This is a genomic window from Methylobacterium sp. FW306-05-D, from assembly GCF_058782155.1.
Genome location: NZ_JBYSXL010000003.1, coordinates 135,784 through 150,873, shown reverse-complemented (window position 1 = coordinate 150,873; position 15,090 = coordinate 135,784). Strand labels below are relative to the sequence as shown.

The window sequence follows — 15,090 nt, the reverse complement described above, 5'->3', positions numbered from 1 at the left end:
ACCCGCCCACCGGGCACGGACCGCACACCTACCTGTTCCAGGCCTATGCCCTCGACCGCGCCCTGGACCTGCCCGAGCATCCCGGCCGGGGGGCGCTGCTGGAGGCGATGACGGGACGCGTCCTTGCCAGGGGCTGCCTCGCCGGAACCTACGAACGCCCCTGATCGATCCGGCGCTTGCGCGGGCGCCCGCGCCGGTGCAAGCGCCCGGGAACGAAGTTCAGGCGGAGGTTTGGGCATGAAGGCGCTGCTGTGCACCCGGCTCGGGGGACCGGAGGATCTGGAGCTCGCGGATCTGCCCGATCCGGTGGCGGGTCCGGGCGAAGTGCTGGTCCGCATCACGCTCGCGGCGCTCAACTTCTTCGACACCCTGATCATCGCCGGGCGCTATCAGGTGAAGCCCGACCTGCCGTTCTCGCCCGGTGGCGAGGCCTGCGGGGTGATCGAGGCCCTCGGCGACGGGGTGGAGGGCTTTTCGGTCGGCGATCGCGTCATCGTCCACCAGAAGTTCGGCACCTGCCGCGAGCGGATCGCGGTCGCAACCCGGCACCTGACGCCCGTGCCGGATGGCGTCTCGGACGAGCAGGCCGCCGGGCTGACCATCACCTACGGCACCTCGCTCCACGCCCTGCGCGACCGCGCCCGGCTCCAGCCCGGCGAGACCCTGGCGGTGCTCGGTGCCTCCGGCGGCGTCGGCCTCGCGGCGGTGGAACTCGGGGCGATCATGGGCGCCCGCGTCATCGCCTGCGCCTCCTCGCCCGAGAAGCTGGTGAGCGCCCAGGCCCACGGCGCCACGCGCACGGTGGACTATGCCGCGGAGAACCTGCGCGAGGCCCTGCGCAGGCTCACCGAAGAGCAGGGCGTCGACGTGATCTACGATCCGATCGGCGGCGATTATGCCGAGCCGGCGTTGCGGTCCCTCGGCTGGAAGGGCCGCTACCTCGTCATCGGCTTCGCGGCCGGCGAGATCCCGAAGATTCCGCTCAACCTGGCGCTTCTCAAGGGGATCGACATCCAGGGCGTGCACTGGGGCGTGTTCGTGGAGCGCGAGCCCGAGGCGCACCGGGCCAACCAGGAGCAGCTGCTCGCCTGGGTGGCGGAGGGGCGCCTCACCGCGAAGGTCCACGGCGTCTACCCGCTCGCCGACTACGCGGCGGCGCTCGGCATCCTCAAGCGGCGCGAAGCCGTCGGGAAGGTGCTGCTGCGTCCGTGAGGGGGGCGCCGGAGCGGGTCGGCGGCCCGCTTCCCTGGTCCCGTGAAGGCGGACGGTGGGACCGTCCGCCGAAGGCCCCGTCTCAGAGCAGGCCCTGCGCCTTGGCGAGGGCGACGAGGTCATGCTGCGGACGGGCGCCGATGTGCTGGATCACCTCGGCGGCGGCCAGCGCCCCGAGGTGGGCGCTGGCGCCGTGATCGAGACCGCGGGCATGGCCGGCGAGGAAGCCAGCCGCGAACAGGTCGCCCGCGCCGGTGGTGTCGACGAGTTCGTGTACCGGCGATGCGGAGACGGCCTGCACGTTGCCACCCTGGATCACGAGGGCGCCGTCGGCCGAGCGCGTGACGAGGCCGAGGAGGTCCTTGCCGCGGGCCGCGCTCTCGTCGCGCAGGGCCTTGATGGCGGTCTCGGCGTCGTCGGTCTCGTAGAGGCTCTGCAGCTCGCCGATATTCGCGAACAGGATGTCGATGCTGCCGTCGCGGATCAGGCCGAGGAACTCCTCGCGGTAGCGCCCGACGCAGAACGCGTCGGACAGGGTCAGCGCCGCGGCGTTGCCGGCGTTGTGGGCGATGGTCACGGCCTTGCGGAAGGCGTCCTTGGCGGCCGGCGGGTCCCAGAGATAGCCCTCGAGATAGACAACGCGGGCGGCGGCCACGGTCGCCTCGTCGACATCGGCCGGGGACAGGCCCTGGCAGGCGCCAAGATAGGTGTTCATGGTGCGCTCGCCATCGGGCGTGACCAGGATGAAGCAGCGGGCGGTGGCGGGGCCGTCATGGGCGGCGGCGACGGGGAAGCGGACGCCCGTGGCCTTGAGGTCGTGAGCGAAGAGGCCGCCCAGCTCGTCGTCGCGGACCTTGCCGACGAAGCCGGTCCTGGCCCCCAGCATCGCCGCGCCCACGGCCGTGTTGGCGCCCGAGCCGCCCGACACGATGGTGGCCGGGCCCATGGCGGCGAAGAGCGACTCGGCCCGCGCCTCGTCGATCAGCTGCATCGCCCCCTTGGGCACGCCCTGCGCGGCCAGGAAGTCCTCCTCGGTGCGGGCGATGAGGTCGACGATGGCGTTGCCGAGAACGAGGAGGTCGAGGGATTCGGGCATCGGGCCGTCCAGTCTGGCAATCGAGGGGAAAACGTCGCCGGGCTGTGGCACCGCCCCCGGCGGGGGTCAAGCGACGGCCGCCGACCTCAGGGTTCCGCCAGACAGGCGGTGACGTCCAACCCGAAGCCCGGTGGCGTCAGGTCGACGGTTCCGGCCGCCGTGATCCGGGTCTCGATCAGTCCGTCGGCGCCGCGCTTGTGGTGGATCATCATGCGCTTGACCGGATCGATGATGAGGTAGTGCATCAGGCTCGGGACTCGGAAGTATCCGACGAGCTTCTGCCCCGTGTCGATCCGCCCGGTGCTCGGCGACAGCACCTCGACCACGATGACGGGTGCGGTCGCCACGGTGGCATCGGCATCGAGGCGCGGACCGCAATAGACCAGGGCGCCCGGCTCGAAGCTCGTGGTGTCGTCGATCCGGACCGTGACGCCGTCCGGCAGCATGTGGCAGGGCAGCCCGGCCTCTCGAATGCCGGCCCGAAGGGCAACCTGCACCGCGAATTTCGTCTCCGCGTGCCGCACCCGCTGCGGCGCCATCGCGAAGACCTCTCCGTCGAACAGCTCATAGCGGTCCGGCTGGTGCTCGGCCCAGGCCAGGAATTCCTCGACGCTCATGCGGGATTTCGGCTGAACGCTCATCGACGGGGTCCCTGCCCGGCCTCGCAGGCGCGTGCAAGCGGCATTGTCTAGCACGCGTGGGCCATTCGCCGAAGACGCGTCCTTACTGCAGGGTCTTCACCTCGCACTGGGCGTAGTCGCTGCTCGCCTTGACGTAGGCGTTGAGGGCCTTGACGTAGGCCTCGGCGAGGGGGCGGAACGCGGCGGCCTTCTCGTTATAGGCCTTGATCGCGTCGTTGTAGCTGTAGGCTTCCCAGCCGGGGCAGCCGCCCTTGGCGTCGAGGCAAGCGGGTTTGGCCGGAAGTGGCGGCTTGGCCGGACGCGACGTCGTCGGGGGTGCCTCGGGGAGGGTGCAGGCGGCCTGTGCGGCACCCGTCGAGACCCCGAGGCCGAGGGCCGCCACCGTCAAGATCCGTGTCCACATGTGGGCTGCTCCCTCCGCGACGCCGGCCGCTACATGCGCGTGCCGACGACCCCGGGCAAGCCCCTGCACCCACGTCGTCAGCGCGCCGCCACCGCCTCCCGCGCCGGGGCCGGGCGCGCGACCGGTGCGGGCTTCGGCTTGCCGCGCCCGCTCCTGTCCATCCGCGCCCGGACGGCGTTCAGCACCGGGACGGCGAGGCCGAGGGCCAGGACCCACCAGGCCGGCCGGATGGTCTCCGGAACATCGAGGTTGGCCGAGAGGACGAGGCTCGCCGGGATGCCGCTGGCGACGCCGTACCAGGCCGCTTCGAGCAGCGCGGTCAGGAGGGCGGCGGCCACCGCGAGACCCAGGAGGGTGAGCGGATTGGTCGGCCACCCGAGGCGCTGCATCGCGCGGTGGCCCATGAGCAGCAGGAAGGCGCCGGTCCAGAACACCGGGTCGGACACGTCGATCTTGGCCTGCAGGTAGTAGTGGATCAGGCCCAGGATCGCGATGAGGTAGACGGTCTTGTGCAGGCGCGGCCAGGCCTTGCCGAGGCGCCGGATCATCCCGTCCGTGGAAGTGACGCCGAGCACCACGAGGCCGAGGAGCGCCACGAAGCCGATGGTGAGGTAGATCCGCGACAGGATCTCGGTGACCACCTTGGTCAGCACGAAGTTCTGGTCGACGACGTAGAGCATGAGGTGGATGAGCCCGTAGGCCAGCACGGTGAGGCCGAGCATGCGGCGGACCAGGATGAGCTTCGGCGCATGGGCGATCCGGCGCAGGGGCGTCACCGCGAGGGAGAGCATCAGGAACCGCACCGCCCATTCGCCGGTGCCGTGCAGCAGCGCGGTGATCGGCTTCGCCCCGAGGGCATCGGCCGCGTAGGCGCCGGCGAGCCACAGGCCCGGCGCCAGGGCGAACAGGAAGGTCGCGAGCTTCAGGCCGGAGACGCGTCCGGCGCGGTCGCGCCAGGGCGCGGAGAAGGCGGGCAGGGCTGGCATGGCGATCCGGGGGCGTTGGGCGTCCGTGTCGAAAGATAGGGGCCGGCGAGAATCCGTGAGGCGGCGCGGGGTCGCAGCCGGACTCGCGGGACCATCGCGGCGCCCCGGTGTCCAGGTGTTTTCGCGCGAGCGGCGCGCAGGTTACAGGCCTGTGCAGAGCCGCGGTCCCTGCGGAACCTTGGCCGGTGCCGCGACGGTTGTCGGTTGCTATAAGCCGCCGTCGCGCCCGCCCCCGATCACGAAGCGTCCCCATGCCCGCAGAGACCGCCGTCGACAGCCTCGAGACGATGACCGCCGAGACGGCGCGGGCCGAGCATGCGGACCTGTCCGAACGGATCGCCGAGGCGGACCGGCTCTATCACCAGGAGGATGCCCCCGAGATCACGGATGCGGACTACGACGCCCTCCGCCGGCGCCTGGAACTGATCGAGGCGCGGTTTCCGGACCTCGCTGGAACGGGCGCCGCTAGCGCGTCGGTGGGCGCCAAGCCGTCCGAGAAGTTCGCCAAGGTGCGCCACGCCGTACCCATGCTCTCGCTGGGCAACGCCTTCGCGGACGAGGAGGTGGCGGAGTTCGTCGCCCGGGTCCGGCGCTTCCTGAACTGGCCGGAGGCCGAGCCGCTGGCCTTCACCGCCGAACCGAAGATCGACGGCCTCTCGCTGGCCCTGCGCTACGAGGACGGGCGTCTCGTCACGGCGGCGACCCGCGGCGACGGCGAGGTCGGCGAGGACGTCACCGCCAATGCGCGCACGGTCGCGGACATTCCCCAACACCTCGCCGGGAAGGACGTGCCGCCGGTCTGCGAGGTGCGCGGCGAGGTCTATCTCGGCCACGCGGATTTCGCCGCGATCAACGCGCGCCAGGCGGCGGCCGGAAAGGCCTTGTTCGCCAATCCGCGCAACGCGGCGGCCGGTTCCCTGCGCCAGCTCGACCCCGAGATCACCCGCTCGCGGCCGCTTAAGTTCTTCGCCTATGCCTGGGGCGAGGTGGTGCCGGCCTTCGACGGGACGCAGCACGGCGTGCTGGAACGCTTCTCCGCATGGGGCCTGCCCGTCAACGACCGCACCCGGCTCTGCGCCGATGCGGACGCGATGATTGCCCATTACCGGAGCATCGAGGCCGAGCGCGCCGACCTCGGCTACGACATCGACGGCGTCGTCTACAAGGTCGACGACCTCGCCCTGCAGCGCCGCCTCGGCTTCGTCTCCCGCTCGCCGCGCTGGGCGCTGGCCCACAAGTTCGCGGCCCAGAAGGCGCTCACCGTCGTCGAGGACATCGAGATCAATGTCGGGCGCACCGGCTCCCTCAACCCGCTGGCTAAGCTCCGTCCTGTCACGGTGGGCGGCGTGGTGGTGTCGAACGCCACCCTGCACAACGAGGGCTACGTCCAGGGCGTCGGGGCCGATGGCGAGCTGATCCGCGACGGGCGCGACATCCGCATCGGCGACACCGTCGTGGTCCAGCGGGCCGGTGACGTGATCCCGAAGGTGATGGACGTGGTGCTGGAGAAGCGCCCCGCCAATTCGCAACCCTATGCTTTCCCAACCCACTGCCCCGCCTGCGGCAGCCGGGCTCTGCGCGAGATCAACCCCCGCACGGGTAAGCCCGATGCCGTGCGCCGCTGCACCGGTGGCCTGATCTGCCCGGCACAGGGCGTCGAGCGCCTGAAGCACTTCGTCTCGCGCAACGGCTTCGACCTCGAGGGCTTCGGCCAGACCTATATCGAGGTGCTGTTCGAGGCCGGCCTGGTTCGCCAGCCCGCCGACCTGTTCCGCCTCGAATTCGAACCCTTGAAGGCCGCGATCGTGGCGCGGCGCGAGGCACTCTCGGCCGAGCGGCGGGCCGAAGGCGTGCCCGCCCCGAAGAAGCCGACCAAGAAGAAGGGCGAGGAGGAGGACAAGGCGATCAAGAATCTCCTCGCCTCGGTCGAGGACCGCCGCAGCCTGCCGCTGAACCGCTTCCTCTTCGCCCTCGGTATTCCGGAGATCGGCGAATCCACCGCCAAGGCCCTGGCCAAGCGCTTCCCCGACATGCCCGCCCTGATGGAAAGCGTCGCCGCCGCGGCGCGCGATCAGGCCGGGCCGCACTGGATCGAACTCTCCGCGCTGCCCCGCATCGGCCCGACCACCCGCGACCGCCTGCTGGAGGTGGGCTATCCGCGCACGGGCGCAGAGGCGGAGGCCGGTGACGACGAGGAGACGGAAATCCAGCCGCAGCAGGGGCGCGTCCGCCTGTCCGCGCCGCAGCGCGCCAGCCTGCTCGGCCATTACGGCGACGAGGACGCTGTCGCGGCCGGCCTCGCGCGGGCGGCCGAGCAGCGGCCCGGCGACGCCTACCGCCATTTCGCCGACGATGGCGAGATCGGACCGGTGGCGACGGATTCCCTGATCGCCTTCTTCGCGGAGCCCCACAACCAGACTGCGGTCCGGGCCCTCCTCGATCAGGTCCGGACGGAACCGATGGCGGCCCCGGCCTCCGCGACGGCCTTCGCCGGCAAGACGGTGGTGTTCACCGGCAGCCTGGAGCAGATGACCCGCTCCGAGGCCAAGGCCACCGCCGAGCGTCTCGGCGCCAAGGTCTCCGGGTCGGTCTCGGCCAAGACCGACCTCGTCGTGGCCGGACCGGGCGCGGGCTCCAAGCTGAAGGACGCCCAGAAGCACGGCGTCGAGGTCATCAGCGAGGAGGCATGGCTGGCGCTCGTCGCCGGCGCTTGAGCCGTGAATCCGGGACGCCTAGACTCGCCCCCGGCCATCTCCGGCCGGCACAGGACCGCCCAGGTCGCGCATGACCGTCATCGCCATCGACTTCGAGACCGCCAACGAGCGGCGCGACAGCGCCTGTGCCGTTGGGCTCGCCTGGATCGCCGATGGCCGGGTGGTCCGGCGGGAATCCCGGCTGATCCGGCCGCCCGAGCTGCGCTTCTCGCCGGGCAACATCCGCGTCCACGGCATCCTGCCGGCGGACGTACGGGACCAGCCGGACTTCCCCACCGTCATGGCGGAGTTCCTGCCCGACCTCGCTTCCGGGTTGATCCTCGCCCACAATGCCGGCTTCGACATGGGCGTGCTGCGCGCCTCGCTGGCGGCCTACGGGGTGAGGCCGCCGGCATTCTCCTATCTCTGCACGCTGCAGATCGCCCGGCGGGTGTTTCCGGCGGAGGAGGGGTGCGGCCTTGGCAAGGTGGCGGCGCGCCTCGGCATCCGCTTCGCGCACCACGATGCCGGCGAGGACGCCTATGCCTGTGCGGAGATCGCGCTTGCCGCCGCACGCGAGACCGGAGCGCCCGACATTCGCGCCTTATCGCGGAGGATCCACCTGCCGGTCACGACGCTCCCGGCCGGGGCCGGGGCCGAGGCCCGCCCGCCGGTGCGGCCGGACTCCCTGGCTCAGCGGGCCCGCAGGGCAGCCGGCGCTGGTCCCGCCCCGGCGCCCGGCCTGCATTTCGCGGTGCGCGGCAGCAGCGGGAACCGCTACGCCGTCACCGTGGAGGACCGGAGCACCGGCCCGAACCTGCGCTGCACCTGCATGGCCGGCCGCTACGGCACCCTGTGCCGCCACGTGAAGTCGCTGCTGGCGGGCGACATCACCGACCTCCTGTCGAACAACCACGACGACGTCGAAGTGCTGCGCGTCCGGATGACGGCGGCGTCGCTGGGGTGAGGCGGTCGCCGCCTCGACCGGTGTGAGAGCCGCCCGGTGAAAGCCGGGCGGTACCCGTGCCCTACGCCGCCTTCTTCGCCGCCGCGTCGCCGTAGAACGTCCCGCCGCGGGCGGCCATGTCGAGGAGGTTCTGCGGCACGGCGAAGCGCGGGCCATGCTTGGCTTCCAGCCCCTGCGCCAGCGTCACGAACGCCTGCGCGCCCATGAAGTCGATGTAGGACAGGGCGCCGCCGGTGAAGGGCGCGAAGCCGAAGCCGAGAATCGAGCCGACATCGGCCTCGCGCGGATCGGTCACGACGCCCTCGCCGACGGTGCGGGCCGCTTCGAGGGCCTGCACCACGAGCAGGCGCTCCTTCAGCTCCGTGAAGTCCACCGCATCGGGGTCGACCTTCGCCGCCTGGAGGCCGGCGAGGCCGGGCCAGAGGCGCTTCGGGGCGCCCTCGGGGTAGTCGTAGAAGCCCTTCTTGTTCTTGCGGCCGAGCCGGCCTTCGCCCTCGACGAGGGTGGACAGCAGAGCCTTCTGGGCGGGGTCGATGCTCTCGGCGCCGAGCTGCGCCTCGGTCGCCTTCACGATCTTCAGGGCGAGGTCGACGGCGACCTCGTCGGTGAGCGAGAGCGGACCGACCGGCATGCCCGCCTGGCGCCCGGCATTCTCGATCATCGCCGCCGGGATGCCCTCGTTGAGCATCTTGTGGCCTTCCAGCAGGTAGGCGCCGACGCAGCGGTTGGCGAAGAACCCGCGCGCATCGTTGACGACGATCGGGGTCTTCTTGATCGCCCGGACGTAGTCGAGGGCGGTGGCCAGCGCCGCGTCGCCGGTCTGGTCGCCCTTGATGATCTCGACGAGCATCATCTTCTCCACCGGGGAGAAGAAGTGGATGCCGACGAACTGCTCCGGCCGGGCCGAGGTCTTCGCGAGGCCGGTGATCGGCAGCGTGGAGGTGTTCGAGGCGAAGATCGTCTCCGGCCGGATCACGGCCTCGACCTTCGCGATGACCTCGGCCTTCACCTTCGGGTCCTCGAACACCGCCTCGATGACGAGGTCGCAGGTGGCGAGATCGGCGTAGTCGGCGCTGGCGCTGATGCGGGCGAGCAGGGCGTCGCGGTCGGCGGTCTTGGCCCGGCCCTTGTTGATCTGGTCGGTGACGAGCTTGTGGGCGTAGGCCTTGCCCTTCTCCGCCGCCTCCATCGACTGGTCGACGAGGACGACCTCCATGCCGGCATTGGCCGTGACGTAGGCCACGCCCGCACCCATGAAGCCGGCGCCGACGACGCCGACGCGGCCGACCTTGGTGGCCGGGACATCCTTCGGACGGCGCGCGCCCTTGTTCAGTTCGCCCATGGAGAGGAACAGCGTCCGGATCATCGCCGCCGCTTCCTTGGTTCGCAGGATATGGGCGAAGTACCGGCTCTCGACGCGCAGGGCCTGATCCATCGGCAGCTGCAGGCCCTCGTAGACGGAGGCCAGGATGGCCTTGGCGGCCGGGTAGTTGTCGTGCGTCTCGCGCCGGTAGATGGCGTTGGCCGGCGGCCAGATCATCATGCCGGCCGGCGAGTAGACCTTGCCGGAGGGGGCCTTGAACTTCGGCTGGTCCCAGGGCGCCACGGCCGAGCCGCCGGCGGCGATCCAGGCCTTCGCCTTGGCGACGATCTCGTCCTTGGCCGCGACCTCCTGGACGAGGCCCATGTTCCGGGCCATCAGCGGGCGGATCTGCTCACCCTTGAACAGCATCTGCAGGGCGTCGCCCGTCTGCATCAGGCGCGCCACGCGCTGGGTGCCGCCGCCACCCGGAAACAGGCCGACCTTGATCTCGGGCAGGCCGACGCGGGTCTTCGGGTCGTCGGAGAGCACCCGGTAGTGGCAGGACAGGGCGAGTTCGAAGGCTCCGCCGAGGCAGATGCCGTTCACCGCCGCCGCGAAGGGCTTGCCGCAGGTCTCGAGCTTGCGGAAGACGAGGCTGAGCTTGCGCGACTCCTCGAAGAAGTGGTGCATCGCCGCCTCCTCGCCGCGCTCGGCCTTCAGCGACTCGAAGGCACGGCCCAGGCCCTGGAGCATCGTCAGGTCGGCGCCGCCCGAGAAGTTGTCCTTGCCCGAGACGATGACGCAACCCTTGATGGCGGCATCCGCCACCACAGCGGCGACCACCTGGCTCAGCTCGTCCATCACCGCGTCGGTGAAGACGTTCATGGAGCGACCGGGCATGTCCCAGGTCGCCAGCGCGATCCCGTCGGCGTCGGTTTCGAGTCGGAAGTTGGTGAGATTCATCGCTGATCCTCGAATATGCGGCGGGTAAGCGGCTTCAGCACGCGTGCTTAAGCCAATGTCAAAACTTGCGAAGGCATCTCGAATTGCCGGGGGGCACATTGCTGCGACAGGACATGACCATGACCGCACGGACCGGATGCCCGGGTTGCCGCGATGGAACCGAACTCGACTTCACCTTCACGATGGCCTTCCAGCCGATCCTCGACCTCGCGGCGAACCGGGTCTGGGGCTACGAGGCGCTGGTGCGCGGGACGGGCGGCGAATCCGCCGCCTCGATCCTCAACCGCGTGACGCCCGAGACCGTCTACCGGTTCGACCAGGCGGCGCGGGTGAAGGCGATCGAACTCGCCGGCCGGCTGTTTCCCGCCGACGATGCGACCCGCCTGTCGATCAACTTCATGCCGAACGCCGTCTATGAGCCGGCGGCCTGCATCCGCTCGTCCCTCGAGGCGGCCCGCAAGGCGGGCTTCGCCCATGACCGGATCATGTTCGAGTTCACCGAGAACGAGAAGTTCCGGGACACCGCCCATGTCTCGCGCATCGTCGCCGAGTACCGCCGCCAGGGCTTCCTGACCGCCCTCGACGACTTCGGCGCAGGTTTCGCCGGTCTCAGCCTGCTGGCGAACTTCCAGCCCGACCTGATCAAGATCGACATGGATCTGCTGCGCGGCATCGACACCGATCAGCGTCGCCAGATCATCGTGGCGGGAATCATCGGCATCGCCCAGGCCCTGGATATCGCGGTGATCGCGGAGGGCGTCGAGACGGCGTCCGAGCTCGACACCCTGCGCAACCTCGGTGCGACCCTGTTCCAGGGCTACCACTTCGCCAAGCCGCATCTCGAGGAATTGCCTCGGGTCAGCGGCTTCCCGGTGGCCGGCCCTCCGGCGGGCGGATCTGCCCGCGCGCATGTGGCTTGAGCCGGCCATCGGGGTCGCCGCCGGTCCGGCTCAGCGTGCCGGCATCGGGGCGCCGGGAGCGCCCGGGACGCCGTTCGCCGCCGAGTCGCCGGCCGAGGCGATCGCCAGCATGTTGAGGAGCTTGGTCACCGAGGCCTGCGAGATCGTGGTCACGGTGGAGGCCGGATCGGCATTGACGGCCTGGAACTTCTGGTAGGTCTTGTCGCCGTAGATCTCGGAGAGGTGCTTCAGCTCGTCGAGGCTGAACTTCTCCGCATAGGCCTTGGACAGGCCGTCGAGCATGGTCTCGCGCTGCTTGTCGAACTCGGCGCGGATCTCCTTGCGCACGGCCTCGGCCTTGTCCTCCTTCATCGGCGCCACGGTCTTCTCGAGGGCGCCCGTGAAGCCGACCTCCAGGTTCTTGATCGTGGTCTTCTGGACGAGGTCCTTGGCGACCGCGATGCGCTCCGCGGCGTCGTCGGCGCGGGCGGCCATCGGCAGGCAGAGGGCCGTGGTCAGGCAGAGGGTGGCGAGCAGGCGCGTCATCGTGGCGTATCCTCGAAGGTTCTTGTCGTGAGCCGGTCGCCGGGCGGCGGCGGGCGCCGCCGTCTACCGCACTTGGGCCCCTCAGGGGAGGCGACTCAGCCTCACACCCGCTCGATGATGGTGGCGGTGCCCATGCCGGCGCCGATGCAGAGGGTTACCAGGGCACGCTCCTTGCCGGTGCGCTCCAGTTCGTCGAGCACGGTGCCCAGGATCATCGCGCCGGTGGCGCCCAGGGGATGGCCCATGGCGATGGCGCCGCCGCAGACGTTGATCCGGGCCGGGTCCACGTCGAAGGCCTGCTGGAAGCGCAGCACGACGGCGGCGAAGGCCTCGTTGACCTCGAACAGGTCGATGTCGGACAGGCTCATGCCGGCCCGCGCCAGCACCTTCTTCGTCACGTCCACCGGGCCGGTGAGCATCAGGGCCGGGTCCGAGCCGATATTGGCGAAGGCGCGGATGCGGGCGCGGGGCCTGAGGCCCGCGGCGCTGCCGGCCTCACGCGATCCGATCAGCACGGCGGCGGCGCCATCGACGATGCCCGACGAGTTGCCCGCATGGTGGACGTGGTTGACGGTCTCGACGTCCGGATGCGCATCGATGGCCACCGCGTCGAAGCCGCCCATCTGGCCCATCTGGACGAAGGAGGGCTTGAGCTGCCCCAGCGACTGCATGTCGGTGGTGGGTCGCATGTGCTCGTCGTTGGCCAGCAGCGTGAGGCCGTTGATGTCGCGCACCGGGACGACCGCGTCGGCGAACCGACCCTCGGCCCAGGCGGCGGCGGAGCGCTTCTGCGACTCGACCGCGTAGGCGTCGCACTCGTCGCGGCTGAAGCCGTATTTCGAGGCGATGAGGTCGGCCGACACGCCCTGGGGCATGAAATACGACTTGATCGCGATGGCCGGGTCCACCGGCCAGGCGCCCCCCGAGGCGCCCAAGCCCACGCGGCTCATGGATTCGACGCCGCCGCCCACCGTCAGGTCGTGCTGGCCGGCCATGACTTGCGCCGCGGCGAAGTTCACGGCGTCGAGGCCGGACGCACAGAAGCGATTGATTTGCACGCCCGGCACGTGGGTGCCGTAATCGGCCACCAGGGCGGCGGCCCGGGCGATGTCGCCGCCGGCCTCGCCGACCGGGTCGACGCAGCCGAGCACCACGTCGTCGACGCGGCGGGTGTCGAGGTCGTTGCGCTCCTTGAGGGCGCGCAGGGCCACCTCGGCGAGGCGAAGCGCCGTCACCTCGTGCAGCGACCCATCGGGCTTGCCGCGGCCCCGCGGGGTGCGGACATGGTCGTAGATGAAGGCCTCGGGCATGCGCGTTTCCTTGTTTCCCTCCCCCCTCCGCGGGGGAGGGTGGCGAACGTCAGTGAGCCGGGGGAGGGGAGCGCCCCGTCCGGAGACGGCGCTCCCCTCTCCCGAACCGGCCTCACGGCCGGGCCACCCTCTCCCGCAAAGGGGAGAGGGGTCGGGAGCCTTCTTAGAAAGCCTCGGCGCTGAGCGCCATCGTCGTGTCGGCGCCGGCCTTGATCCGCACCAGCCGGGTCGCGGTCTCGGGCAGCATCCGTTCCATGTAGAAGCGTCCGACCACGAGCTTCGCGGCCATCGCCTCGGAGGCGGCCTCGGCCTGGCGTGCGAGGGCCGCCTTGGCGATGCGCGCCCACATGTAGCCCATGGCCACGAGGCCGAGGAGGTGCATGTAGTCGGTGGCACCGGCGCCGGCATTGTCCGGCTTCGTGAAGGCGTTCTGCATGAACCACATGGTGGCGCCCTGCAGGTCGTTCAGACCGGCCTGGAGGGGAGCGACGTAGGGCGTCATCGCCTCGTCCTCGCCGTGGTCCTTGATGAACGTCTGCACCTCGCCGAGGAAGCTCATCATCGCCCGGCCGCCGTCCTTGGGCAGCTTGCGGCCGATCAGGTCCATGGCCTGGATGCCGTTGGCGCCCTCGTAGATCATGGCGATGCGGGCATCGCGCACGAACTGCGACATGCCCCATTCCTCGATGTAGCCGTGGCCGCCGAACATCTGCTGCGCCTCGACCGCGTTGGCGAAGCCCTTGTCGGTGAGGACGCCCTTCACCACCGGCGTCATCAGGCCCATGTGGTCTTCGGCCGCCTGACGCTGCTTCTCGTCGTCGGAGCGGTGGCCGATATCGGCCTGGAGCGCGGTCCAGAGCACGAGGGCGCGGGCGGCCTCGTTGAAGGCCCGGATGCCCATCAGGGTGCGGCGCACGTCCGGATGGACGATGATCGGATCGGCGGCCTTCTCGGGTGCCTTCGCACCGGTGAGCGAGCGGCCCTGGAGCCGGTCCTTCGCGTAGGCGACGGCGTTCTGGTAGGCGACCTCGGACTGGCCGAGGCCCTGGACGCCGACCGCAAGGCGAGCCTCGTTCATCATCACGAACATCGCGTTGAGGCCGCGATTCTCCTGGCCGACGAGCCAGCCCTTCGCCCCGTCATAGTTCATGACACAGGTCGAGTTTCCGTGGATGCCCATCTTGTGCTCGAGCGAGCCGCAGGACACCGGATTGCGCGCGCCCACCGATCCGTCGGCGTTCACGAGGAATTTCGGCACCACGAAGAGGGAGATGCCCTTCGTGCCGGCCGGCGCGCCCTCGATGCGGGCGATCACGAGGTGGATGATGTTCTCGGACAGGTCGTGCTCGCCGGCCGAGATGAAGATCTTCGTGCCGGTGAGGCTGTAGGAGCCGTCGCCGTTCGGCACGGCCTTGGTCTTGAGGAGGCCGAGATCGGTGCCGCAATGCGGCTCCGTGAGGTTCATGGTGCCGGTCCAGGCGCCTTCCACCATCTTCGGCAGGTAGAGGGCCTTCTGCTCCTCGGACCCGTGTACCAGGAGGGCGGCCATCGCGCCCTGGGTCAGGCCGGGATACATGCCCAGCGCCAGGTTGGCCCCCGAGGCGAATTCCTGGATCGCGGTGTTGAGGGTGTGCGGCAGGGCCTGCCCACCGTATTCCTCGGGCATCGACAAGCCCATCCAGCCGCCGCCCGCATAGGCGTCGTAGGCGGCTTTGAAGCCCTTCGGGGTCGTCACGCTGCCGTCGGGATGGCGCGTACAGCCCTCCCGGTCGCCGACGGCGTTGAGGGGTGCGAGCACCGTCTCGGCGAGCTTGGCGCCCTCGTTGAGGACGGCCTCCATCACGTCGGGCGACGCATCGGCGAAGCCGCGCAGGTTGTCGTAGCGATGGAACCCGAACACGTCGTTCAGCAGGAACAGGACGTCCTCGACCGGTGCCTTGTAGCTTGGCATCGCGCATCATCTCCCCGAAACGGCAGCGTTCCTGAACGGCCTCACAGCCGCCGGCGCACCTGATGGTTCATATATAAACTATTCTGCGCCGGACGAAAGGGGGCCCGTGCAGGCCGGCGA

General features: G+C 70.2%; 12 protein-coding genes and 1 pseudogene. 5 read left to right on the top strand and 8 right to left on the bottom strand.

The window, feature by feature from the left end:
- Together AC3WLN_RS02800 and AC3WLN_RS02795 are read left to right on the top strand one after the other, a co-directional pair.
- Positions 1–164, top strand: a pseudogene (locus AC3WLN_RS02800) (YbhB/YbcL family Raf kinase inhibitor-like protein); the annotation flags it as partial.
- A 73-nt stretch (positions 165–237) separates the two neighbouring features.
- Positions 238–1,212: an NADPH:quinone oxidoreductase family protein gene (locus tag AC3WLN_RS02795; protein ID WP_492479385.1), complete on the top strand. Its 975-nt coding sequence runs from the start codon at positions 238–240 to the stop codon at positions 1,210–1,212.
- Positions 1,213–1,294: 82 nt separating this feature from the next.
- Here the strand turns inward: AC3WLN_RS02795 and AC3WLN_RS02790 are convergent, their stop codons facing one another.
- From AC3WLN_RS02790 to msrQ, 4 genes are all read right to left on the bottom strand, one after another.
- Positions 1,295–2,308: an adenosine kinase gene (locus AC3WLN_RS02790; RefSeq protein WP_492479384.1), complete on the bottom strand. Its 1,014-nt coding sequence runs from the start codon at positions 2,306–2,308 to the stop codon at positions 1,295–1,297.
- A gap of 86 nt (positions 2,309–2,394) precedes the next feature.
- Positions 2,395–2,949 (bottom strand): Uma2 family endonuclease, encoded by a 555-nt coding sequence (locus tag AC3WLN_RS02785; protein ID WP_492479383.1) that lies wholly within the window; start codon positions 2,947–2,949, stop codon positions 2,395–2,397.
- 82 nt (positions 2,950–3,031) lie between these two features.
- Positions 3,032–3,352: a hypothetical protein gene (locus tag AC3WLN_RS02780; protein WP_492479381.1), complete on the bottom strand. Its 321-nt coding sequence runs from the start codon at positions 3,350–3,352 to the stop codon at positions 3,032–3,034.
- Positions 3,353–3,429: 77 nt separating this feature from the next.
- The gene (msrQ, locus tag AC3WLN_RS02775; protein WP_492479380.1) at positions 3,430–4,338 is read right to left on the bottom strand and encodes a protein-methionine-sulfoxide reductase heme-binding subunit MsrQ; all 909 of its coding nucleotides are present in this window, start codon (positions 4,336–4,338) and stop codon (positions 3,430–3,432) included.
- A gap of 251 nt (positions 4,339–4,589) precedes the next feature.
- Here msrQ and ligA point away from each other — a divergent pair, with 251 nt between their 5' ends.
- Together ligA and AC3WLN_RS02765 are read left to right on the top strand one after the other, a co-directional pair.
- Positions 4,590–7,052, top strand: a complete 2,463-nt coding sequence (gene ligA, locus AC3WLN_RS02770; RefSeq protein ID WP_492479379.1) for an NAD-dependent DNA ligase LigA — start codon at positions 4,590–4,592, stop codon at positions 7,050–7,052.
- A gap of 70 nt (positions 7,053–7,122) precedes the next feature.
- Complete coding sequence (locus AC3WLN_RS02765; protein WP_492479377.1) at positions 7,123–7,998, top strand: 3'-5' exonuclease; 876 nt, start codon at positions 7,123–7,125, stop codon at positions 7,996–7,998.
- Between the two features lie 61 nt (positions 7,999–8,059).
- On the opposite strand, the gene AC3WLN_RS02760 is transcribed toward AC3WLN_RS02765, so the two are convergent.
- Positions 8,060–10,264 (bottom strand): 3-hydroxyacyl-CoA dehydrogenase NAD-binding domain-containing protein, encoded by a 2,205-nt coding sequence (locus tag AC3WLN_RS02760; protein ID WP_492479376.1) that lies wholly within the window; start codon positions 10,262–10,264, stop codon positions 8,060–8,062.
- A 119-nt stretch (positions 10,265–10,383) separates the two neighbouring features.
- On the opposite strand from AC3WLN_RS02760, the gene AC3WLN_RS02755 reads away from it, so the two are divergent.
- Complete coding sequence (locus AC3WLN_RS02755; protein WP_492479375.1) at positions 10,384–11,184, top strand: EAL domain-containing protein; 801 nt, start codon at positions 10,384–10,386, stop codon at positions 11,182–11,184.
- A gap of 30 nt (positions 11,185–11,214) precedes the next feature.
- On the opposite strand, the gene AC3WLN_RS02750 is transcribed toward AC3WLN_RS02755, so the two are convergent.
- The 3 genes from AC3WLN_RS02750 to AC3WLN_RS02740 form a co-directional block, all read right to left on the bottom strand.
- Complete coding sequence (locus tag AC3WLN_RS02750; protein ID WP_463775058.1) at positions 11,215–11,709, bottom strand: DUF2059 domain-containing protein; 495 nt, start codon at positions 11,707–11,709, stop codon at positions 11,215–11,217.
- A 101-nt stretch (positions 11,710–11,810) separates the two neighbouring features.
- Positions 11,811–13,019: an acetyl-CoA C-acetyltransferase gene (locus tag AC3WLN_RS02745; protein ID WP_492479374.1), complete on the bottom strand. Its 1,209-nt coding sequence runs from the start codon at positions 13,017–13,019 to the stop codon at positions 11,811–11,813.
- A gap of 163 nt (positions 13,020–13,182) precedes the next feature.
- Complete coding sequence (locus AC3WLN_RS02740) at positions 13,183–14,970, bottom strand: acyl-CoA dehydrogenase C-terminal domain-containing protein (protein ID WP_492479373.1); 1,788 nt, start codon at positions 14,968–14,970, stop codon at positions 13,183–13,185.
- Positions 14,971–15,090: the final 120 nt, after the last annotated feature.